General features: G+C 26.8%; 19 protein-coding genes. 17 read left to right on the top strand and 2 right to left on the bottom strand.

What is annotated here, in order from left to right:
• Positions 1 to 180 precede the first annotated feature (180 nt).
• The 3 genes from gltS (at position 181) to surE (ending at position 3,209) form a co-directional block, all read left to right on the top strand.
• Positions 181 to 1,431, top strand: coding sequence for a sodium/glutamate symporter (gene gltS / locus ACN6I1_RS07245; protein ID WP_419741424.1), 1,251 nt, complete (start codon positions 181 to 183; stop codon positions 1,429 to 1,431).
• A gap of 131 nt (positions 1,432 to 1,562) precedes the next feature.
• Positions 1,563 to 2,435 (top strand): MurR/RpiR family transcriptional regulator, encoded by an 873-nt coding sequence (locus ACN6I1_RS07240; RefSeq protein WP_021430735.1) that lies wholly within the window; start codon positions 1,563 to 1,565, stop codon positions 2,433 to 2,435.
• A 15-nt stretch (positions 2,436 to 2,450) separates the two neighbouring features.
• Entirely contained in the window at positions 2,451 to 3,209 is a 759-nt protein-coding gene (gene surE, locus ACN6I1_RS07235; protein ID WP_148550379.1) for a 5'/3'-nucleotidase SurE, read from the top strand.
• 42 nt (positions 3,210 to 3,251) lie between these two features.
• On the opposite strand, the gene ACN6I1_RS07230 is transcribed toward surE, so the two are convergent.
• The gene (locus ACN6I1_RS07230) at positions 3,252 to 3,788 is read right to left on the bottom strand and encodes a deoxycytidylate deaminase (RefSeq protein WP_419741423.1); all 537 of its coding nucleotides are present in this window, start codon (positions 3,786 to 3,788) and stop codon (positions 3,252 to 3,254) included.
• Positions 3,789 to 3,947: 159 nt separating this feature from the next.
• Between ACN6I1_RS07230 and ACN6I1_RS07225 the strand changes: the two genes are divergently transcribed.
• The 5 genes from ACN6I1_RS07225 to ACN6I1_RS07205 all read left to right on the top strand — a co-directional run bounded on the left by ACN6I1_RS07225 (position 3,948) and on the right by ACN6I1_RS07205 (position 11,140).
• A complete protein-coding gene (locus ACN6I1_RS07225) occupies positions 3,948 to 4,217 on the top strand; it encodes an ArsR/SmtB family transcription factor (RefSeq protein ID WP_021430732.1) in 270 nt (89 codons plus the stop codon).
• Positions 4,218 to 4,495: 278 nt separating this feature from the next.
• Positions 4,496 to 5,401, top strand: a complete 906-nt coding sequence (locus ACN6I1_RS07220) for a DUF4097 family beta strand repeat-containing protein (protein ID WP_419741422.1) — start codon at positions 4,496 to 4,498, stop codon at positions 5,399 to 5,401.
• 179 nt (positions 5,402 to 5,580) lie between these two features.
• Positions 5,581 to 6,486: an HD domain-containing protein gene (locus ACN6I1_RS07215; protein ID WP_419741421.1), complete on the top strand. Its 906-nt coding sequence runs from the start codon at positions 5,581 to 5,583 to the stop codon at positions 6,484 to 6,486.
• Positions 6,487 to 6,507: 21 nt separating this feature from the next.
• On the top strand, positions 6,508 to 10,077 hold the full coding sequence (locus ACN6I1_RS07210) for an AAA family ATPase (protein WP_419743284.1): 3,570 nt from the start codon (positions 6,508 to 6,510) through the stop codon (positions 10,075 to 10,077).
• Positions 10,078 to 10,162: 85 nt separating this feature from the next.
• Complete coding sequence (locus tag ACN6I1_RS07205; RefSeq protein WP_419743283.1) at positions 10,163 to 11,140, top strand: HD domain-containing protein; 978 nt, start codon at positions 10,163 to 10,165, stop codon at positions 11,138 to 11,140.
• Positions 11,141 to 11,162: 22 nt separating this feature from the next.
• Here the strand turns inward: ACN6I1_RS07205 and ACN6I1_RS07200 are convergent, their stop codons facing one another.
• The gene (locus ACN6I1_RS07200) at positions 11,163 to 11,510 is read right to left on the bottom strand and encodes a winged helix-turn-helix transcriptional regulator (protein WP_025163093.1); all 348 of its coding nucleotides are present in this window, start codon (positions 11,508 to 11,510) and stop codon (positions 11,163 to 11,165) included.
• 140 nt (positions 11,511 to 11,650) lie between these two features.
• Here ACN6I1_RS07200 and ACN6I1_RS07195 point away from each other — a divergent pair, with 140 nt between their 5' ends.
• The 9 genes from ACN6I1_RS07195 to ACN6I1_RS07155 all read left to right on the top strand — a co-directional run bounded on the left by ACN6I1_RS07195 (position 11,651) and on the right by ACN6I1_RS07155 (position 20,979).
• Positions 11,651 to 12,370: an SDR family oxidoreductase gene (locus ACN6I1_RS07195; RefSeq protein ID WP_419743282.1), complete on the top strand. Its 720-nt coding sequence runs from the start codon at positions 11,651 to 11,653 to the stop codon at positions 12,368 to 12,370.
• 46 nt (positions 12,371 to 12,416) lie between these two features.
• On the top strand, positions 12,417 to 13,133 hold the full coding sequence (locus tag ACN6I1_RS07190; RefSeq protein ID WP_419743281.1) for an SDR family NAD(P)-dependent oxidoreductase: 717 nt from the start codon (positions 12,417 to 12,419) through the stop codon (positions 13,131 to 13,133).
• Between the two features lie 136 nt (positions 13,134 to 13,269).
• On the top strand, positions 13,270 to 14,010 hold the full coding sequence (ymfI, locus tag ACN6I1_RS07185) for an elongation factor P 5-aminopentanone reductase (protein ID WP_419743280.1): 741 nt from the start codon (positions 13,270 to 13,272) through the stop codon (positions 14,008 to 14,010).
• A gap of 23 nt (positions 14,011 to 14,033) precedes the next feature.
• The gene (locus ACN6I1_RS07180) at positions 14,034 to 14,738 is read left to right on the top strand and encodes a YczE/YyaS/YitT family protein (protein WP_419743279.1); all 705 of its coding nucleotides are present in this window, start codon (positions 14,034 to 14,036) and stop codon (positions 14,736 to 14,738) included.
• A 139-nt stretch (positions 14,739 to 14,877) separates the two neighbouring features.
• The gene (locus ACN6I1_RS07175; protein WP_021430476.1) at positions 14,878 to 15,204 is read left to right on the top strand and encodes a hypothetical protein; all 327 of its coding nucleotides are present in this window, start codon (positions 14,878 to 14,880) and stop codon (positions 15,202 to 15,204) included.
• 233 nt (positions 15,205 to 15,437) lie between these two features.
• On the top strand, positions 15,438 to 16,634 hold the full coding sequence (locus tag ACN6I1_RS07170; RefSeq protein WP_419743278.1) for a NupC/NupG family nucleoside CNT transporter: 1,197 nt from the start codon (positions 15,438 to 15,440) through the stop codon (positions 16,632 to 16,634).
• A 186-nt stretch (positions 16,635 to 16,820) separates the two neighbouring features.
• Positions 16,821 to 18,146, top strand: coding sequence for a sensor histidine kinase (locus tag ACN6I1_RS07165; protein ID WP_419743277.1), 1,326 nt, complete (start codon positions 16,821 to 16,823; stop codon positions 18,144 to 18,146).
• 674 nt (positions 18,147 to 18,820) lie between these two features.
• Positions 18,821 to 20,098 carry a ClC family H(+)/Cl(-) exchange transporter gene (locus ACN6I1_RS07160; RefSeq protein WP_419743276.1) on the top strand — a complete coding sequence of 426 codons (1,278 nt, stop codon included), beginning with the start codon at positions 18,821 to 18,823 and terminating at the stop codon, positions 20,096 to 20,098.
• Positions 20,099 to 20,229: 131 nt separating this feature from the next.
• A complete protein-coding gene (locus ACN6I1_RS07155) occupies positions 20,230 to 20,979 on the top strand; it encodes an alpha/beta hydrolase (RefSeq protein WP_419743275.1) in 750 nt (249 codons plus the stop codon).
• Positions 20,980 to 21,016: the final 37 nt, after the last annotated feature.

Genomic DNA, 21,016 nt, shown 5'->3' with positions numbered 1-21,016 from the left:
GTATTTCAAAACGATTTATGTTATAATTTGAAATACGAAAAAAAATAACGTTAATTTTCAGAAAATAAAATCAAAAGAAGTAAAAAAATATCGCAAATCATTTAAAATTTATTTTTTAATATTGCAATTATTTTTCAAAAGGTATTTAGTTATTTTTTATATAATTTAGGAGGGATGCGTATGTTTGAATTTTCAAAAGAATTAGGGATGATGACAATGAATTTAGATATGGTTCAAAGTCTTGCATTTACAACAATAGTACTTCTTATAGGATCTTTTATCAAATCTAAGGTTAGTATATTGCAAAAATATTGTATACCAGCACCAGTTGTAGGTGGATTTTCTTTTGCGATTATATCATTTGTTTTAAGACAGACAGGTGTAATTGCTATAGTGTTTGATACGACGTTACAAGGGATTTTAATGACAGCCTTTTTTACAACAGTAGGATTCACAGCAAGTTTTAAAGCTCTAAAAAAAGGTGGGTTAGGGGTAATAAAGTTTTTAATTGTTGCAGTTTTATTAGTACTGGCTCAAGATATAATTGGGGTTTTATCGGCAAAAGCTATAGGTGTTAATCCTTTACTTGGACTTATAGCAGGATCAGTTTCAATGACAGGTGGACATGGATCTTCTGGTGCATTTGGACCTCTTATGGAGGCTCAGGGATTGAATGGAGCTCTTAGTATAGCTATGGCATGTGCAACATTTGGATTAGTTGCTGGAAGTATTATAGGTGGACCTATTGCAAACAGATTAGTAGAAAAATATAATTTAGGAAACAAAGATGATGAGTATGATAACTTAATAGAATTAGAAGCTGCAGGATTAGACTCTGATGCAAGCGCATGTGAAGTTAACTTGCCTAAACTGTCTGAGCAAAGTTTAGTAAGTGGAGCTATACAAATTATAGTAGCTATGGGATTAGGCACTTTAATTTCAGCAGGATTTTCGGGTGTAGGAATTACTATGCCGAGTTATATAGGTGCTATGTTAATTGCAGCTATAATGAGAAACTTATCAGATGTAAAAGGAGTATGGAAAACTCCTGAAAATGAACTTTCTAGTATTGGTGGTATTTGCTTATCTTTATTTTTATCAATGGCAATGTGTAGTTTAAAACTTTGGGAGCTTGTAGATTTAGCAGTACCTATAATAATCTTATTAAGTATACAAACTATTTTAATGATTTTATTTGCATATTTTGTAACATTTAGAATAATGGGAAAAGATTATACAGCAGCAGTATTAGCTGCAGGACACTGTGGGTTTGGAATGGGAGCTACTCCAAATGGAATAGCCAATATGGAATCAGTTGCAAGTAAGTTTGGGCCTTGTCAAAGTGCGTTTTTTATTTTACCATTGGTTGGAGCTTTATTTATAGAATTCTTCAATTCTGCAGTTATAACTACATTTATAAATTTGCTATAAATAAATAATGGAAAAAACTTATATATTATTTAAAAAATGTAGTAAAAGATGGTATAATATAGTTATGTGAAATGTAAAAAAGGCTTATAGCTTAATATAAATAAATCATTAGTAATTATGAGGAGAAAAAAATGAACGAAACTAAAGATTTTAAAGATAGCAAACAACTAATTGATGACATTCAAAAGCAATATCCAAGACTTAGTAAGGGTCAAAAACTTATAGCCCAATATTTAATATCAAGTTATGATAAAGTTGCATTTATGACTGCATCTAAACTTGGAGAAGAAGTTGGAGTAAGTGAGTCTACTGTAGTAAGATTTGCAAATGCTTTAGGATTTTCAGGATATCCAAAACTACAAGATGCTCTTCAGGAACTTATAAAAAATAAGTTAACAACTGTACAAAGAGTAGAAATGAATCAGGAGTATTCAGATGACTGCAAGATTTTAAGTAAAGTTTTAAAAAGTGATATAGACAATATAAAGGATACTTTAGAAAACTTAGATGAAAGAATGTTCCAACAAGCTTCTGATAAGCTTTTAAATGCTAGAAAAATATATATACTAGGTATGAGAAGTTCGTTTAGTATAGCTCAATACTTAGGTTTTTATTTAGACATCATATTAGATAATGTTCATATTATAAGGATGGATATGGGAGATGCGTTTGAACAGGTTGTAAGAATAACAGAAGAAGATGTTGTTGTTGCAATAAGCTTCCCTAGATATTCAAAGAAAAGCTATCAAGTAGTAGATTATGCAAGAAGTAAGGGTGCACATATTATATCTATGACAGATAGTCTATTTGCTCCAATTGCTACGGTTGCAGATACAACACTTTTAGTAAAAAGCAATATGGCATCATTTGTTGATTCTCTTGTCCCAGCACTTAGTTTATCGAATGCTCTTGTAGTATCTATAGGAATGAAAGAAAAAGATGATATAAAAGAATACTTTGATGATTTAGAAAAAATTTGGGAGAAGTTTTCTGTCTACGAATAAAATTAGGAGGTATATATGAATATATTAATCACTAACGATGATGGTATTTATGCTGATGGAATTCTAGAACTTGCTAAAACTATAAGTGATATAGCTAATGTTTATATAGTAGCTCCTCATACTCAAAGAAGTGCTACGGGTCATGCCATAACAATTCATGATCCTATAATGATTAAAGAAGAACATATATCAGACAACATAAAATCATACTCTATAAGCGGAACACCTGCTGACTGTGTTAAGGTAGGCATTGAAACCATTTTAAAAGATATTGAAATTGATTTAGTTTTAAGTGGGATAAACAATGGAGCTAATTTAGGTACGGATGTAATTTACTCAGGGACTGTTTCAGCAGCCATTGAAGGACTTATACAGAAAAAACCATCAATATCTATATCATATGATGGGTTTGATGTATCAAAAGATAATTACAAAAATGCATCTATTTATGTAAAAAGCATAGTCCAAAACTTAACAAGTAACATGGATATATTTACTGATTGTATCTTAAATATAAATATACCAGATAGTGAAATTCAAGGGTATAAAATAACTAAATTGGGTATAAGGGAGTACGACAATGTAATAGAGGAAAGAAAAAGCCCTTATGGAAAAAGATATGTTTGGATTGGTGGGCAAGTAAGAAAGCTTGATCAAGAAAAAGATAGTGATATACAAGCTATAGACGAAGGATATATTTCTATAACTCCAATAAATATAGATATGACTAACTATAAAAAAATTGATGTTTTAAACAATATAAATTTATTATAAAAATAGGTGTACAATGATTTCGAAATCATTGTACACCTATTTTTAATATTTTTTTGGCTTTGACAAAAATTCTTCTATTCTTTTGAATTCGCTTAGTTGTTTTAATTCAACAGATTTTCTTTCACTTTCTAGTTCATCTTCATATTTTATATACTCAACACCAGACTCTTCTAAAAGTTGAAGGCCTAGTCCAGTAGGGTACTCTCCTTTAAATACAACCTTTTTAATACCAGCTTGTATTAATGCTATACAACAAAACACGCAAGGTTGAGTTGTTACATATAAAACTGCACCATTACAACTAGTTCCATTTTTAGCACATTGTGTAATGGCATTAGCCTCTGCATGACCAGCTCTACATAATTCAAGACCTTGGCCTGAAGGTATACCTCTTTTTCTTCTCTCACAATATCCTATATCTGTACAGTGAATAGCCCCAGAAGGAGCTCCATTATAACCTGTACTTATTATTTGCTTATCCATGCATATAACTGCCCCTACTTGCCTAGATACACAAGTACTTCTAACTTTAGTTTGCTCAGCTATATTCATAGCCCACTCTGTAAATAGTATCCTCATAAAAGCCTCCTTCTAAAACGTGATATTATAATAATACCATAAACGTATAAATCTATAAATAAATATCTTATTTTGTAAATTATTGAGTGTACAATATAAGTTTTAGTAAATAAGTGTTATAATATATATAAAGAAAAACTATTTGGAGGAATATAGTATATGAGTTATGAAGAGATATTTAAAGCTCTAGCTGATAAAAAAAGGTTAGAGATACTTAGAACTTTAAATAAAAAAGGTAGCACTTGTGTGTGTAAATTAGTAGATGAGTTTGAACTTTCTCAGTCAAAACTGTCATATCATTTAAAATTGTTACTTGATAATAATCTTATAGTCAAAATTTCTCAAGGAAAATGGAATTATTATGATATAAATAAAGAAACTTTAAAGAATGTGTTAAACGAAAATATAATAGAAGAAATTTTAAAGTAAAAATATAACTGCCTCAAAATTGAGACAGTTATATTTTTATATTATTAAACTTTACTCATGCATTTACAATTATTTTGTTTAACTGTAATAAAATAATATTAATGGAATATATAAAGTAATAGGTATGTTAAAAAGAATGATTAAATTTTATTAAATATATTTTAGGATATATTAAAGTATAAATTGGATAAAATAAAATTCTAAAATTAATATTAATTAAAATTTAAAATATATTTTATTAAATATTTTGGATACAAATTAACAAAGGAGTTGTAAATATGAAAATAAAAACTATAGTTAAGGTATGTGTACTTGCTATTGGAGTTGGATTTATATTTACTGGAATGGGGTATGCTTTTAACAAAAATGTATTTATAGAAAATAAAAAAATTATCGATAGCGATAATTCTACTAGTGAAGAATATTTAGTTGATAGTAAGCAAATAGAAGAATTTAAAAATATAAATATAGAAACAGATTTAAATAGTATTGAAATCATACCATCAGATCAGTATAAATTAGATTTAAAATATAAAAAGGATTATATAAACATAAAATATAAAGTAGAAAATGAAACTTTGAGTATAAAAGAAGAAAAAATTAAAAGTGATACATACAATTTAGAATACTATAAAAAGAATAAAGATAGTAGTATCAGGATATATATACCTAAAGGGTCAAAATTAAATAATTTAAGTGCATCGTCAAATATATCTAACATACACTTAAATGAACTCAATGTAGATAATATGGATTTAAGTTGTGATACAGGAAATATAAACATAGATAAATGCAAAGTAGAAAAATTAAATATTATAACTGCAACAGGGAGCATAAATGTAAATGAATTAGATAGCCTAGATTCCAAATTTAAGAGTAATATGGGAAACATAAATATATTAAACAGTAGTATAAAGGAGAATTTAGAACTGAGTAATAATTTGGGACATACTAAATTTAAAGGTGAAATTTTAGGCAATATTAATGTTTCTAATAATTTAGGAAATATTGAGCTTGATATAGATAAAAATGAAGCTGAATATAACTATAATTTGAAGACTTATAGTGGGAATATAATTATAAATGATGAAGGTAAAAGTAGAAAGTTTACAAAAGACAATAAATCCGAATTTAATATGAATTTAAAATGTAACTCTGGAAATATAAATTTAAAATTTAAATAGATAAAAAAAGTACTTAAATCAATAAATAGATTTAAGTACTTTTTTTATGCTAATTAAATTATACTTACTGGAAATATTGGATAAATTATAAAATGTAGACGAATTAATATACTTTATATATTTTGTAAATAATAACTTTAAAATAACTTAAAATACATATGATTTAAAAGGAGGATAACATGACTCATAAAAAGGAATTTCTAAAGGATATAGATATAAATAAAAATTTTAAAACATCATTAATGGTAATGAAAAAAATACATAAAGATAGCAATATGACAACGTATATACTTACAGATAGAAGTGAAGAAATTAAAGCTAGAATATCTAATAAATTTAGGTTAAAACCAGGTCAAGTTATAGAGATAGAGAGTAAAAAAGAACCAACTATGGATGAAGTTAAAAGCGTAAGGATAATAGAGTCTGATTATGAATTAGATGACTATTTACCAAAAGTAAAGAGACCTATTCAAGATATTTTAAAAGAGATAGAAGACATAAGTGATGAATTTATAAAATCTGAAGAAGCTAAAGTCTTAAATGATTACTTTTTTAAAGATGAAGAATTTTTGGACAAGTTTAAAAAGGGAATAGGTGGGGTATCAATGCATCATAACTACATAGGAGGTTTAGCAGAGCATACTCTTGGAGTTATGTACTTATCCAAGATACTTTGTGATAGATATAATTGTAAGAATAAAGAGATATCGATATTAGGAGCGAAACTTCATGATATAGGTAAACTTTATGAATTAGATTACAAAGGTCCATTTAAGTATACTTTGCAAGGTGAGTTAGAAGGACATATAGCAATAGGTGTTCAAATGATAGATAAAGCTATAAATGAAATAAGTTATGAGTTTAGTGAAGATTTTATAAGAAGAGTTAAAGGGTGTATAATACAACATCATGGAAAACTTGAATATGGATCTCCTAGAGAATGTAACATGGAAGAGTCGTTTATAATAAACTTTGCAGATGGGATAGATGCAACTATGAATAAAATTAATCAGATTAAAGAAAAATCACAAAATGATGGCTGGTCTGATTATGATAGAAGATTAGACACGCGATTATATCTATAAACTCTTAGAAAGGGGATAAAAATGATAAATATAAATGAAAAATTTACAGAGATACAAAAAAGCCTAGAAAAAGAACTTATAGGGCAAAATGAATTTATTAAAGATTTATGTAACTACTTTAACTATAAGTTTTCAAAAAATGAAAAAGGTATTTTAGTTTTAGTTGGAGAAAAGGAAACCGCAAAAAAAACTAGTATAAGACGAATATTTGAAAATTTAAAAGGTACCGACTTATTAGATAATCCACAAGTAGATGAAATTGACTTAGGATCATATAATTTTAATTTAGGGTATAATGCTTTTTTAACAGATTTGTATGAAAAATTAAGTTCAGATTCAGCTTGTGTAATGTTTAAAAATATAGAAAAAGCAAGCGGAGAAATTCTAAAAGTATTATCAAGCTTATATCCAAATTCATGCTTAAACTTAAATGATGATTATATCATAAAAAACAAATTTTTAGTTAAAGCAGATAATGAGGAATCAGGTACTATAGATAAAATTGTTTGTCATAATAAATTTTTAGTATATATTAGCAACAATGAAGAATTTGAAATAGATAAATATTTTAATGAACAATTCAAATGGAATGTCGATAAAATTCTACATACAAAACCATTAAACAGAAATGAAAGAAATAAAGTGGTAAAAAGAGAAGTATTAAAAACTATTAGAAATGTAGAAAAAGAATTTAATATTAAAATAACATTAGATATAAATGAAGATGACAAGGGTGATGAATATTTTGGAATATGCAGATTCCTTCAAGAAACATATCAAAAGGATTCAAATTTTGGAATAAGTGAATATGTTTCTTATAAACTATGCAAGCCATTAACAAATTTAATAAGAGAAGAGAGATTAAAAACTATAACTGATGCGCTTATATATGTTAAAGACAATGACATATACTGTAAAATAAATGATGAAGAATTGAATTTAAATGAATATTCAATGCCTACAGTAGAAGAAGCTGAGTATAAATTAAATTCTATAATAGGGATAGAAGATTTAAAAATATTTTTAAATAATGTGAAGAACAATTATAAAGTTCAAAAAATAAGAGAACGTTTAGGACTTAAGACATCTAATATATCTTTAAATATGATTTTTGCAGGAAATGCAGGTACTGGTAAAACTAACGCTGCAAGAATAACATTTGAATATTTAAATTCTCTAGGGATTTTATCAAAAGGAATATACAGAGAAGTTAGTAAAGCTGACTTTGTTACAGAAAATATAGCTGATACAGCAAAAAGAACTATAGATATAATAAACTCTGCTATAGGAGGCGTTTTATTTATAGATGAAGCATACTCATTATGTGAAAGTGATGATGATAAAGTAGGAAAAGAAATTGTTGATGCTTTACTTAAGGGAGTAGAAGACAATAGAGATGATTTAGTTGTGATTTTAGCTGGGTATGAGAAAGATATGGAAGAATTTTTAACATTTAACTCAGGTCTTAAATCAAGATTCCCAAATATTATTCATTTTGAGGATTATACTCCTACTCAAATGTACGAAATTGCATTAAATATTGCCAAATCAAAGGGATATAGAATTGCAAAAAATGTAAAGCATGATCTAATTGATTTATTTGCAAAAAATCAAATAAATGGTAAAAATGATTTAGGAAACGCAAGGTTTGTTAGAAATATAGTTGAAAATGCTATATTAGATGCTTCTAAAAAATATCTAACAGATAAATCTAAACAAATAGATTTATTAGAGAGAGATAACTTTAACTTTAAAGCAAAGACTAAATTTGATCTTGAGGAAAAATTAAGTTCAATAGTTGGATTAACAGAAGTTAAAAACTTATTAAGAAGCCAATATAAACTAATTGTAGCTCAAGAAAAGCGAAAATCAGCAGGAGTAAGTACAAAAATTGAACAAAATTTAAATATGGTGTTCGCAGGAAATCCTGGTACAGGAAAAACTAGTATTGCTAGATTAGTTGCAGAGATGCTAAATAGTATGGGACTTTTAAAAGTAGGACAACTAGTTGAGACAGATAGATCTAGCTTTGTATCTGAACTGCCAGGACAAACATCTAAAAAGACAGAAGAGAAGTTTAAAGAAGCTATAGGTGGAGTGCTTTTTATAGATGAAGCTTATACATTAGCTAATGATTCACTAGGAAGAGAGGCTATAGAAACATTACTTAAATTAATCGAAGACTACGGAAAAGACGTAGTTGTTATACTTGCTGGATATGAAGAAGAAATGGAAGACTTTTTTGATGTTAATATAGGTCTTAAGTCAAGATTTCCTATATGGACAGTTTTTAAGGATTATAATCCAAATGAGTTGCTAGAAATGGCTATAAAATTAATTGAGAATAAAGGATTTAAGTTATCTAAAAATGCGTATACATCTTTAAAAACAAGTTTTGAGGCTATATATGAAGAGGCTGATTCACAGTCAGGCAATGGTAGAATGGTAAGAAATTATGTTGAAAGTTTGATTAGAAATCAAAGTATTAGAATAGCTGAAGAAGACATAAGTGTTTATGAAATGAATTTAATAACGGTTAAAGATATAGAAAAGATAAACATGTCAGACTATGAAAACACTTTTGATTTAGAAGAAAAACTATGCAACTTAAAAGGAAATTGTAAAGCTAAAGAATTTTTAAGAAGTCAGTATAAACTAATGAAAATAGAAGAAAAAAGAGAAAAGCTAGGAAAGAGAAGTAGAATAAATAAATATAAAAATATTATCTTTACTGGAGATACAGGTACAGGTAAAAAAAGAGTTTTAAGCATTTTATCTGAAATGTATTTTAGCAAAGGTCTTATAAAAGCTAAAAGTATAGTTGAAATAGATAAAGATGAGATAGTATCTAGTATAAACAGTGGGATGGATCTAGAAGATATATTAAATAAGTCTATAGGTAAAGTAGTTTTAATAGATAAGTTTGATTTACTTATTAATGAATATAATTATAATGAAATAGTATCTATGCTTATCAAGTTTATAGATAAAAATAAAAGTAAAATAATACTAGTTATATCAGGTAATAAAGTTGGAATTGATAAAATATTATTAGAAAATCAATCACTTAACTACAGATTTCCTTTATATTTAGATTTTAATGGATATAATGAAGAAGAACTTTATGAAATATGTTTAGATACTTTGGACAATAAAGGATTTATTTTAAATGAAGAAAGTTATGAAACGCTGAAAAATACAATGAATGAATTGTATAATAATAAAAATATACTTTTAAAAAATGCTTTTATGGTAAAAAGTTATATAGATACTCTTGTAAGAATTCAAAGTTGTAGAGTATATGATAATAAAGTAAATCCAAAGGATATAAATACTATAGAAAAAGGAGATATAGAAAAAGGAAAAAAAGAATTCATTGATAAAAATCTAAATCAAAAACATATTGAAGAAGAAAATAAAATAAATTCAATTGAATTAGATATAATTCCTAGTAGAGATAAAAAAATTGAAAAATACTCAGAAGTATCTCAAATAGATGAACTATTAAAATTAAAAAATCTATTAGATTTAAATGTGATAGATGAAAATGAATTTAAGTTATTAAAACATAAACTTATAAGTCGTATATAGAATAAAAATACTAGGGTAAAACCTAGTATTTTTATTTTATATGATATAATATAAAAAGCTATAAGACGTTATTAAGGAGGGTTATATGGAAAATAAGATAGTAGATTACATATATGGAGAATTTGAATTAGAGGATGTTTTGATAGAACTTATAAATTGCGATGCAGTACAAAGATTAAAACATATACATCAAGTAGGGGCTACGTATTTAATTAAAGAAGAATTAAATGTAAATAGATTCGAACATTCAATTGGTGTTATGTTATTAATCAGGTTATTAGGGGGAAGTTTAAAAGAGCAAATAGCGGGATTGCTTCACGATATATCACATACTGCATTTTCACATGTAATAGATTTTGTATTTAATAATAGTGATGAAGATTATCATGAACTTATATTTGATGAAGTTGTAATAAATTCTAAAATTCCATATATATTAAATAAGTATGGATATAACTTTAAAGAGATATTAGAAAATGAAGAGCAATGGACTATACTAGAAAGAAAAGCACCTAAATTATGTGCAGATAGAGTTGATTATACTTTAAGAGATATGTATAAATATGGATTTACAAAGAAAAGTGAAATAGATGAGTTTTTAAAAAATATACAAGTAGTAAATGGAGAAATTGTTACAAATGATATAGAATCAGCTAGATGGTTTTTAGAGCTATACTATACAGAGGTTATAGATTTCTTTATGAATCCCATAAATGGATATTCTTATGATAAGCTATCTAAAGCAATAAAAATTGCAATTGATGAGAATGAGTTGAATTTAAAAGATATATTAAAAACAGATAATGAGGTAATAGACATACTTAACAGATCTGAAAATAATAAAATAAAAAGTCTAATGAAATCATTAAACAAAAATGTAAAACTTAGGATAAATGAAGATAAGTACGATATATTTATAAAAGGGAAAACAAGACTTATAGACCCCGGAGTGGGTATACGAGGGAAAGTATATTCGTTATCAGAGCTGGATAATAGTGTAGAACTTATAAATACAAAGGCAAAAGCAAAGATGGAAAAGGGTGTTTATATAGAAATATTATAAAGGTGTTTATACACCTTTATAATTATTTACACTGAGGGTTTATAAGTTCATATTTATCAGTTAAGTTTTTTTCTCCCCACTCGCACATTGCCTCAAGTATTGGGTATAAACTCATACCTTTATCTGTTATACTATATTCAACTCTAGGAGGAACCTCTGGATAAACTGTTCTAGATATTAATCCATCAGATTCTAATTCTCTTAATTGGGTAGTTAAAGTTTTATGAGATACCTTACAAATAAATGATTGAATTTCACCAAACCTTTTAGTTCCTTCTTCTATTAAATAATAAAGTATTAAAGGTTTCCATTTACCACCAATAGCATTTAATGTTATTTCTATTTCACATGTTAATATAGATTTTTTCATAAATTTCCTCCGATGAATCTGTTGAAAATGCACAATAGTTACTTCTAGTTCACTATATAACAATTATGTGCGTACTTACAATATAATATCAAAGAATATATAATTATTCCATAATAAAAATAGTTATATGGAGGTTATGTATGAAAAAATTAGCTGTAATAACAGGAGCAAGTTCAGGAATAGGAAGAGAAATAGCAAAAAAATTATCTAATAATGGTCATCCGGTACTATTATTATCTAGAAGACTTGATAAAATGGAAGAATTAAACTTACCTAATTCTTTATGTAAATCAGTGGATGTAACAAATATAGAAAAAATGAAAGAAGCTATAAAAGAAGCTGAAGAAAAATTTGGAAAAGTTGATTGCTTGGTTAACTGTGCAGGTATAATGCTACTTGGAGAGCCTAATACACAAAGTTATGAAGAATGGAGCAATATGATAGATGTAAATATAAAGGGTATACTTACAGGAACTAATATTGTATTAAATGATATGGTTTCTAGAAATGAAGGTACAATAATTAATATAAGCTCTATAGCGGGAAGAAAGACATTTGATAATCACTCAGTTTATTGTGGTACAAAATTTGCAGTACATGCAATAACAGAAAATATGAGAAAAGAAGTTGCAAGTTCAAATGTAAGGGTTATAACTATAGCTCCAGGTGTTGTAGAAACTCCTCTTTTATCACATACAACAGATGTGAATATAAAAGATAATTACAATGAATGGAAAAAAACTATAGAAGCAGGTCTTGATCCAGAAAAAATAGCAAGTTGTGTAGAATTTGCTTATAACCAGCCTCAAGATGTATGTATAAGAGAAATTGTTATAGCAAAGACTAAACAAGAGGATTAATAAAATAATTAAATTATGTAAACTATTCAAAGTGGGGAGGGAGTATATGTATACTAATAAAGTTGTAGTAGTTACAGGGGCAAGTAATGGTATCGGAAGAGCTATTGCCACAGAGTATGCAAAGTTAAATGCATTAGTTATTGCAATAGATATTGAAGAATATAACTTTGATAATAAGAATATAATTTTTTACAAGGCAGATTTAAAAGATGAAGAAAGAATTGGAGATGTATTTAAAGATGTCGTAAAAAAATATAAAAATATTCATGTATTAATAAATAATGGAGCTATAAGCAGGTTTAACAAATCTATATATGACATAACTTTAAATGAATTTGATGAAGTTATAGATGTTAATTTAAGAGGAAGTTTTATATGCTCTCAAGAATTTATAAAAGCCAATCAAAATGAAAGTTATGGAAGAATAGTAAATATATCTTCTACTAGATTTAATCAAAATGAATCTGGATGGGAAAGTTATGGAGCTTCAAAGGGAGGGCTTATATCTTTAACTAATACAATGGCTATATCATTATCGAATACTCCAATAACAGTTAATGCAATAAGTCCTGGATGGATAGAAACTCAGGACTATGAGGGATTAAGTGAAAGTGATCATAAAATTCATCCATCAGGAAGAGTAGGTAAACCAAAAGACATAGTAAATACATGCTTATTTTTAACACATTATGAAAATGACTTTATAAACGGATGTAATATAATTGTTGATGGTGGCATGACTAAAAAAATGATATATGACTAAAAACATACTAAAGCCAAATTCTTATTTTGGCTTTAGTATGTTTTTTTAATACTTATACTATATTTCTTTTATTATAATAGGTATTCATATATAATAGTGATTGAATATTGAAATTTTATGAGAAAGGGAGAGATTAATGAGTAAAAAAACGGCATTAGTTACAGGTGCATCTAGAGGTATAGGCAAAGCTATAGCTACTTTATTTGCTGAAAATGATTATAATGTTTTAATAAATTATAATAATTCAGAAAAAGAAGCTTTAGAATTATATAACGATTTGAAAAGCAGAGGATTATCAGTAGATACATACAAAGCAGATGTTTCAAAAAAAGAAGAAGTAAATTTCATGGTAAACTATTGCATTGGAAGATTTGAAAGTATAGACGTTTTAGTTAATAACGCAGGCATTAGTAGAACCAATTTATTTACAGATATAAGCTATGAAGAATGGAGTGAGGTAATAAACACAAATCTAAATAGTGTTTTTTTCACAACTCAAAAAGCTTTACAATATATGATACCTCAAATGAGTGGAAAAATAATAAATATATCGTCTATATGGGGAATGGTTGGTGGATCTTATGAGGTTCATTACTCTACTAGTAAAGCTGCTATAATTGGAATGACTAAGGCGCTAGCAAAAGAGTTAGGTCCTTCAAATATTCAAGTAAATTGTATTGCTCCAGGAGTTATAAAAACAGATATGTTAGACAATATATCAGATGATACTCTTGAAATGCTAAAAGAAGAAACACCTTTAATGAGGCTTGGCACACCTAATGATATAGCACAGTGTGCATTATTTTTAGCAAGTAGCAATTCAGATTTTTTAACAGGACAAATTATAAGTCCTAATGGAGGTTTTGTTATAGTTTAAATCAAAATAGAGGAGCGAATATAATGAAGCATGGAATGAAAAACTTTATACGGTTAGTTATAGGTTTATTTGTTTGTTCAATTGGAATAGTTTTAACTATACAGGCCAATTTAGGATTATCACCTTGGGATGCATTTCATCATGGATTATCAAAAAATTTAGGAATTACTATGGGGCAGGCAAGTATGCTACTTGGAATAATAGTTGTTATCGTAGATATGTTTTTAGGTGAAAATTTAGGTGTCGGAACAATTTTAAATATGTTTTTAATTGGAATATTTATGGACTTTTTTATGATAAATAATATAATCCCTGTATCAACAAATATAGTTATTGGATTTATAATGTTATTTATAGGGATGTTTATTATAGGAATTGGTTGTGTAATTTATATAGGAGCTGGTTATGGAAGTGGACCAAGGGATGGATTAATGGTAGCACTTCACAAAAAAACAAAAAGACCAGTTAAAACAATCAAAACATGTATAGAAATGTTTGCTCTTATATTTGGATTTATACTAGGTGGAAGTATTGGGATAGGGACGGTAATAACCACCTTGGTATTTGGATTATTTATAGAATATTCATTTAAAATTTGTAAGTTTGACACAAATAGTATAAAACATAGATATATACTAGATGATATAAAGTATATAAAGTATAGACTTTTTAATGACTCTTACAAAGAATGTATAAATCAGACAAATGTAGATGAAAATTCACATTAATTAAAAAGAAAGCTATGCTTTCTTTTTTTATTTGTATTTTTGGCGCGTGAAAATTAAAGTAATTTGTAGAAAAAATAACACCTTTGATAAAAAATCTTCATATATTATAGCAAAGAATTAAAAATAAGGAGGAATTACATTGAAAATATGTATACCAATAAAAGATGAAAAAAGTTTTCAAGTATGTAATGATATAAATAACACTCCAAATATATTGATTTTTGATACAAATACTAAAAATTTTTACGTTAAAAATACATCTGAAATGAATTTAGGTAGAATAGTAGATTATTTACTAGATAATAATATAAGCCGATTAATTTCTAATGTAAGTGTTATACACCATCATAAATATATAGCTTGTAGAGATATAATTATATACAAGCCAAATGTTAGCGTTGATGCTTTTTCTAATATAAATTTATTTGCAGCAAATAGATTAGCAATAGATCAAAAAAAACATTGAGAATATAGTTAAAATAAGCTGGAAGCTTAAAAGTTAAAATGGGATATTTATGATATCCCATTTTTACATAAAGTATAAATAAAAACCTCAAAAATGCAGAGAATAAGTAGTATAAATGATTAATTAAACCACATAAATAAATTAAATTGTAAAAATAATCAAAAAGTGGTAGAAAAATGTCGAAAATAGTGTATAATATATTATTGAGAAAACTAAAGAAAAAGGAGAAAGCTATGTCAATAATTTTAAACATTTTAGGAATCATAGTGTTATTAGCTGGACTTTACCTAGCATCTTCTGACAAATCGTCGGTAAACAAGAAATTGATAGGAAAGGCTTTACTAATACAATTTGTACTTGCCTTTTTCCTAGTAAAATTCCCTATAGGTAGAACTGTTGTACAAGTAGTTTCTGACTTTGTAACTAATGTATTAGGTTATGGAATGGAAGGTTTAACTTTCGTATTTGGGCCATTAGCTGATGGAAAAAGTGGATTCATATTTGCAATATCAGTTCTTGGTAACATAGTATTTATAGGAGCATTAGTTGGAGCTCTTTATTACTTAGGAATTATAAACTTTATAGTTAAAATAATTGGTGGTGCAATACAAAAGGTACTAGGAACAAGTGCAGTAGAAAGTTTCGTTGCAGTTGCTAATATGTTCTTAGGTCAAACAGAATCTCCAATACTTGTAAGTAAATACTTACATTTAATGACTACAAGTGAACTTATGTTAGTTTTAGTATCTGGTATGGGAAGTATGTCAGCTACTGTTTTAATGGGATATGTAGGAATGGGAATACCTATGGAAAACTTACTTATAGCAGGAGCGTTAGTTCCAATAAGTAGTATAATAGTTTCTAAACTATTAATACCTGAAACTCAACATGAAGAAGTTGTTAAAAAGGTAGAAATGGATAGAAAAGGTGCGCATACAAACATAATGTCTGCTATATCAGAAGGTGCTACTAACGGTATGCAAATGGCATTTGGTATAGGAGCAGCATTAATAGCTATAACAGGATTAGTTGCTTTAGTTAATGGTGGGTTAGGTGTAATAGGATTATCTTTACAACAAATATTATCATATGTATTTGCTCCACTTGGATTATTAATGGGACTAGATCCTTCTAATGTATTAACAGCGGGACAATTACTAGGAAGCAAAATGGTATTAAATGAATTCATAGCATTTGGGGACTTAGGACAAATAATTAAAACTCTTGATCCTAGAACTGCTCTAGTTATATCAATATCTTTAGCAGGATTTGCAAATATATCAAGTATAGGTATTTGCATATCAGGGATATCAGTATTTTGTCCTGAAAGAAGAACAGAGATATCTAACATAGCATTTAAAGGTATGATAGGTGGTTTCTTAGTTAGTACTTTATCAGCTATGATAGTTGGTTTAATATTATTATTCTAATAAAAAAAGATTTGAGGAAACTCAAATCTTTTTTTTGTTTTTGAAAAAACATTTAATTTAGAAAAGAAACTACAAAAGAAAGTTATAAACTTATATTTAAATTGTAGTAAAAATATTATAGATATGTTAATATGAAAATGTAGATAAATGTAAAAAAATGATGATAAATAGAGGCTTGTGCAAGGGGTGATTAATATAAGTATTTCAAATATAATTTTAATGGGTATCCCAGAAGCTTTAGTTATGTTTTATTCTATTGGAATAGCAATTAAAGATATTAAACGGAAAGATATAGTATATATGTCATTTTTATATGTGTTTATTTGGTATTTTTTGGATAAAATAGTTCCTTTAGGAGTTAGTAATGTTTTACTATTTGTTGCTTCAGCCATAATTGTAAAGTTTTTTAGTAATCTAAATATAGCTCAATCATTTATTATAACTGCTATAGTATTAGGAATAAGAATGACATCAGAAGTAATAACAATTACTCTTATAAATGTTATGGGAATAAATCTTGATTTTATATTGAATAATTCAATATTAAGGATATTAGCCTGTTATATGGCTATTTTATTTATGGCTATTTTTATGAAGTTAATAAAATATAAATATTTTAAACAAACTGTGGACTTAAAAAATATATCTGAAAAAAATAAGTATGCGCAGCAAGTACTTTTATATGTAAGTGTATTAATAATGGCTATAATTGGAATTTTAATTTTAATTTTATACAGTGTGAGTGGAATGCACTACGATGCAGAAATTATAGCAAGGATTTTTGTAGTGCTATCATTAATATTAATACTGATTGTCTTAATTTTTATGGTAATAAATTATGATAAAAGAAAAGCTCTAAATGAACTAGAAAAAAGTTTAATGGAAAAAAACTTAAAACAAATGGAAGATAGTGTAGATGCACTGAGAATTCAAAGACATGATTATATGAATCATTTGCAAATAATTCTTATGCAAGTTACAAGTGGTAAAATTGAAGATGCAAGAAGATATATTTTAAGCATGGCAGATTATGATAGTAATGTATCTGTCGATTTTGTGACGGGCAATCACTGCATAGATGCTATATTAAATACTAAAAAATTAAGAGCATCTAAATATAATATAGATTTGACTGCGTGTATTGATAGTATACTAGAAAATATAGAATTAACAGATTCAGAAATAAGTTCTATACTTTTAAATATAATAGATAATGCAATTGATGAACTGAAATTTTCTGAAAAAGATTACAAATACGTTCATGTAGATATTTACGAAGAAGAAAGTTATTATAATATTTGCATTAAGAATAATGGTTCAAAAATAAAAGATACTAAAAAAATATTTGAAATGGCATATTCATCTAAAGGCGAAAATAGAGGATATGGACTATATTCAATTAAAAAGTTATTAGAAGGGTATAAGTGCTCTATAGATGTAGAAAGTGACAATATGGAAACTGAATTTAACATTAAAGTACCATTTGCAAAACATATAACTAATACCAACTAAATAAAAGACTATATAATAGAAAATCTATTATATAGTCTTTTATTTTTTAAAAATTAATAATTAGAATCCAAAGTTTCATATTGAAGTATTAGTTTTTCGTTTTTTAAACAATACATATAAAATAAAAAAAATAAAAATAAAAATAAAGTAAAAACTACCATGAAATAGCCCCCTACATTTAAATTTAATTGATATTATTAAATCTAATTAACTATTATATTAGATATATTAGACTAAAAATCACAATATCCTTTTAATTGTAAAAATTAAATTTGTATACATCCATTTTCCATAGTAATGATTTTATATCCAACTGATTTTGCAAAATTTTTATCATGAGTCACTAATAATATAGATGTTTTATTTTAATTTGAAAAGTATTTCTTTTAAAATATTTATATTATATGCGTCTAAGGCAGATGTAGGTTCATCTCAAAGATGTGTTCAAAGTAAAATCAATTGCCAATCTCACCAAACGGTAGTTCTCTTTTAAAGATACTTACTTCTAATATTTTTTTCACTACATTTAAAAATTAGATTTTATTATTGTTATTAATGATAAATCTATTTTTTATTATTTTAAAATTTAAAAATAAATTGGAACATAAAATTCAAATTAAACTTTATAGTTAGATATACTCAAATGAGGGGTAATATTATTTTGAGGTGATACAATGAAAAATACTAAAGATAATTTAAAAGTTATCCTAAAAAGTATATTAATAGGTGGATGTGGAGGGTTTATAGTGTCTATGTATAGACTTTGTACAAGTTATGCTCAGAAAATAAGTTTAAATGCTTACCACCTTATGTCAGAGAATTTAGCATATACAATTTTAGGAATACTAGTGTTTGCTATTATTGGATACATGGTTGGATATTCAGTAGAGAAGGAGCCTATGATATCAGGCAGTGGTATTCCACAAATTGAAGGTTGCTTAAAAGGAAAATTAAATATAATACATTCTTTTAAAATTTTAAAAAGCAAGTTTATAAATGGAGTATTAGCTATGGGTGCGGGCTTATCATTAGGAATAGAAGGACCATCGATTCAACTTGCTGCAAGCTTTGCACATGGGATATCATCTAAGTTAAAATTAGATAAATTAGAAAGCAATTATTTATATTCAAGTGGAGCGGGAGCAGGTATCGCAGCAGCTTTTAATGCTCCATTTGCAGGAGTTATGTTTGTTTTAGAGGAAGTACATAAAAGCTTTTCTCCGATGATATTTGTAACATCTATAGCAGCATGTGTAAGTTCAGATTTAGTAACTTGGCTATTTTTTGGAGAACAACATACTTTAAAAATAAATAAGCTTATATCTATTCCGTCTAAATATTATATACTTTTAGTTATTTTAGGTATTGTAATTGGCGTTTGTGGAGTTATATACAATAAAGGATTACTTAAAACTATAGATATTTTTTCTAATATAAACTGTAAAACAAGATATAAAATGATAATTTCATTTATGTTTGCAATTTTATTTGGTATATTTTTACCACAAGTGCTAGGTGGAGGAGATAACCTTATAAACCATTTATTTTCTAGCGGAGTAACTATAAAAATGGCTATAATTCTTTTAGCATCTAAATACATATTTTCACTTATAAGTTTTGCTCCAAATACACCTGGAGGAATATTATTTCCTATATTAACTTTAGGTAGTTTGGTTGGAATTATATTTGCAAAATCAAGTATATTCCTAGTAGGAATAGATACAAATTTAATAAATAATATAATAATACTATCAATGGCAGGAATGTTTGCTTCAGTTGTAAGAGCTCCGATTACTGGACTAATACTAGTATTTGAAATGAGTGGTGCATTTACTCAATTAGGGCCTAGCATAGTTGTTTGTGGAGTTGCTTATATGGTTGCAAATTTATTAAATTGCCCACCTATTTATGATTCTTTACTTGAGAATAAAATAAAAATTCAAAACAAATAAAAAGTGCTAATGGAATTATTCTATTAGCATTTTTTATTTGTTTTGAAATGTTTGATATAAACAACTATCATATAGACAAAACTAAGAATATATTATAGGATTAAAATGAAAATTAAAAAAGGAGCAGAATAATGAAAAAGAAATCTCTAAAATTTAAGATTAGTATTAGTATAGTTGCTACTTTAACCATACTAGTAGGTATATTTTTTATTTACACAAGTTCTTATTATAAATCGCAATCATATGCGAGAGAATCATTAAAGTCAGATTCTAATGTGAATATCAAAATTGAGAAAAATGGGGATATTTTATTTAATCCTAAATCAAATAAAAAGAAAGTTGGGTTTGTGTTTTATCCAGGAGCTAAAGTAGAAAATAGTGCATATTCACCTATGGCTAAAGAGATAGCGTCTAAAGGATATCCAGTTATATTAAGTAAAATGAAATTCAATTTAGCAATTTTATCACCTAATAAAGCTAAGAATATATTAGATGAGTACCCAGATATAAATTCATGGGTTATAGGAGGACACTCATTAGGTGGGGTTATGGCTTCTGATTATGCATTAAAAGACAGTAAAATAAAGGGTTTAGTGCTGTTAGCATCATATCCTAAAGATAATAAGGATTTTACAAAAAGTGGAATAAATGTATTGTCTTTATGGGGAAGTAATGATAAAGTTGCAGATTTAAATAAGGTAAAAGATGCAAAAAAATTAATGCCTGTAAACTCTAAATTTATTGAAATTCCAGGAGGGAATCATGCTGGATTTGGAGATTATGGACAACAAAAAGGTGATGGGAAATCTTTAATAGGGAATAAAGATCAAATAGATATTACATCTAACGAGATTATTAAATTTGTAGAAGCTATAAAGTAAATATAAATTAAAACTAAATAAAATTAAAAAATAACCG

Source organism: Paraclostridium dentum (assembly GCF_048568265.1).
GTDB lineage: Bacteria > Bacillota > Clostridia > Peptostreptococcales > Peptostreptococcaceae > Paraclostridium > Paraclostridium dentum.
This window is presented reverse-complemented; position numbering and strand designations above follow the sequence as displayed.

What these genes read in the sequence shown, in the direction of transcription:
- ACN6I1_RS07210 (WP_419743284.1), top strand. Translation starts at nt 6,508, where the DNA reads ATGATAAATATAAATGAAAAATTTACAGAGATACAAAAAAGCCTAGAA.
- ACN6I1_RS07155 (WP_419743275.1), top strand. Translation starts at nt 20,230, where the DNA reads ATGAAAAAGAAATCTCTAAAATTTAAGATTAGTATTAGTATAGTTGCT.
- ACN6I1_RS07190 (WP_419743281.1), top strand. Translation starts at nt 12,417, where the DNA reads ATGTATACTAATAAAGTTGTAGTAGTTACAGGGGCAAGTAATGGTATC.
- ACN6I1_RS07160 (WP_419743276.1), top strand. Translation starts at nt 18,821, where the DNA reads ATGAAAAATACTAAAGATAATTTAAAAGTTATCCTAAAAAGTATATTA.
- ACN6I1_RS07220 (WP_419741422.1), top strand. Translation starts at nt 4,496, where the DNA reads ATGAAAATAAAAACTATAGTTAAGGTATGTGTACTTGCTATTGGAGTT.
- ACN6I1_RS07240 (WP_021430735.1), top strand. Translation starts at nt 1,563, where the DNA reads ATGAACGAAACTAAAGATTTTAAAGATAGCAAACAACTAATTGATGAC.
- ACN6I1_RS07215 (WP_419741421.1), top strand. Translation starts at nt 5,581, where the DNA reads ATGACTCATAAAAAGGAATTTCTAAAGGATATAGATATAAATAAAAAT.
- ACN6I1_RS07200 (WP_025163093.1), bottom strand. Translation starts at nt 11,510, where the DNA reads ATGAAAAAATCTATATTAACATGTGAAATAGAAATAACATTAAATGCT.
- surE (WP_148550379.1), top strand. Translation starts at nt 2,451, where the DNA reads ATGAATATATTAATCACTAACGATGATGGTATTTATGCTGATGGAATT.
- ACN6I1_RS07170 (WP_419743278.1), top strand. Translation starts at nt 15,438, where the DNA reads ATGTCAATAATTTTAAACATTTTAGGAATCATAGTGTTATTAGCTGGA.
- ACN6I1_RS07205 (WP_419743283.1), top strand. Translation starts at nt 10,163, where the DNA reads ATGGAAAATAAGATAGTAGATTACATATATGGAGAATTTGAATTAGAG.
- gltS (WP_419741424.1), top strand. Translation starts at nt 181, where the DNA reads ATGTTTGAATTTTCAAAAGAATTAGGGATGATGACAATGAATTTAGAT.
- ymfI (WP_419743280.1), top strand. Translation starts at nt 13,270, where the DNA reads ATGAGTAAAAAAACGGCATTAGTTACAGGTGCATCTAGAGGTATAGGC.
- ACN6I1_RS07195 (WP_419743282.1), top strand. Translation starts at nt 11,651, where the DNA reads ATGAAAAAATTAGCTGTAATAACAGGAGCAAGTTCAGGAATAGGAAGA.
- ACN6I1_RS07180 (WP_419743279.1), top strand. Translation starts at nt 14,034, where the DNA reads ATGAAGCATGGAATGAAAAACTTTATACGGTTAGTTATAGGTTTATTT.
- ACN6I1_RS07225 (WP_021430732.1), top strand. Translation starts at nt 3,948, where the DNA reads ATGAGTTATGAAGAGATATTTAAAGCTCTAGCTGATAAAAAAAGGTTA.
- ACN6I1_RS07230 (WP_419741423.1), bottom strand. Translation starts at nt 3,788, where the DNA reads ATGAGGATACTATTTACAGAGTGGGCTATGAATATAGCTGAGCAAACT.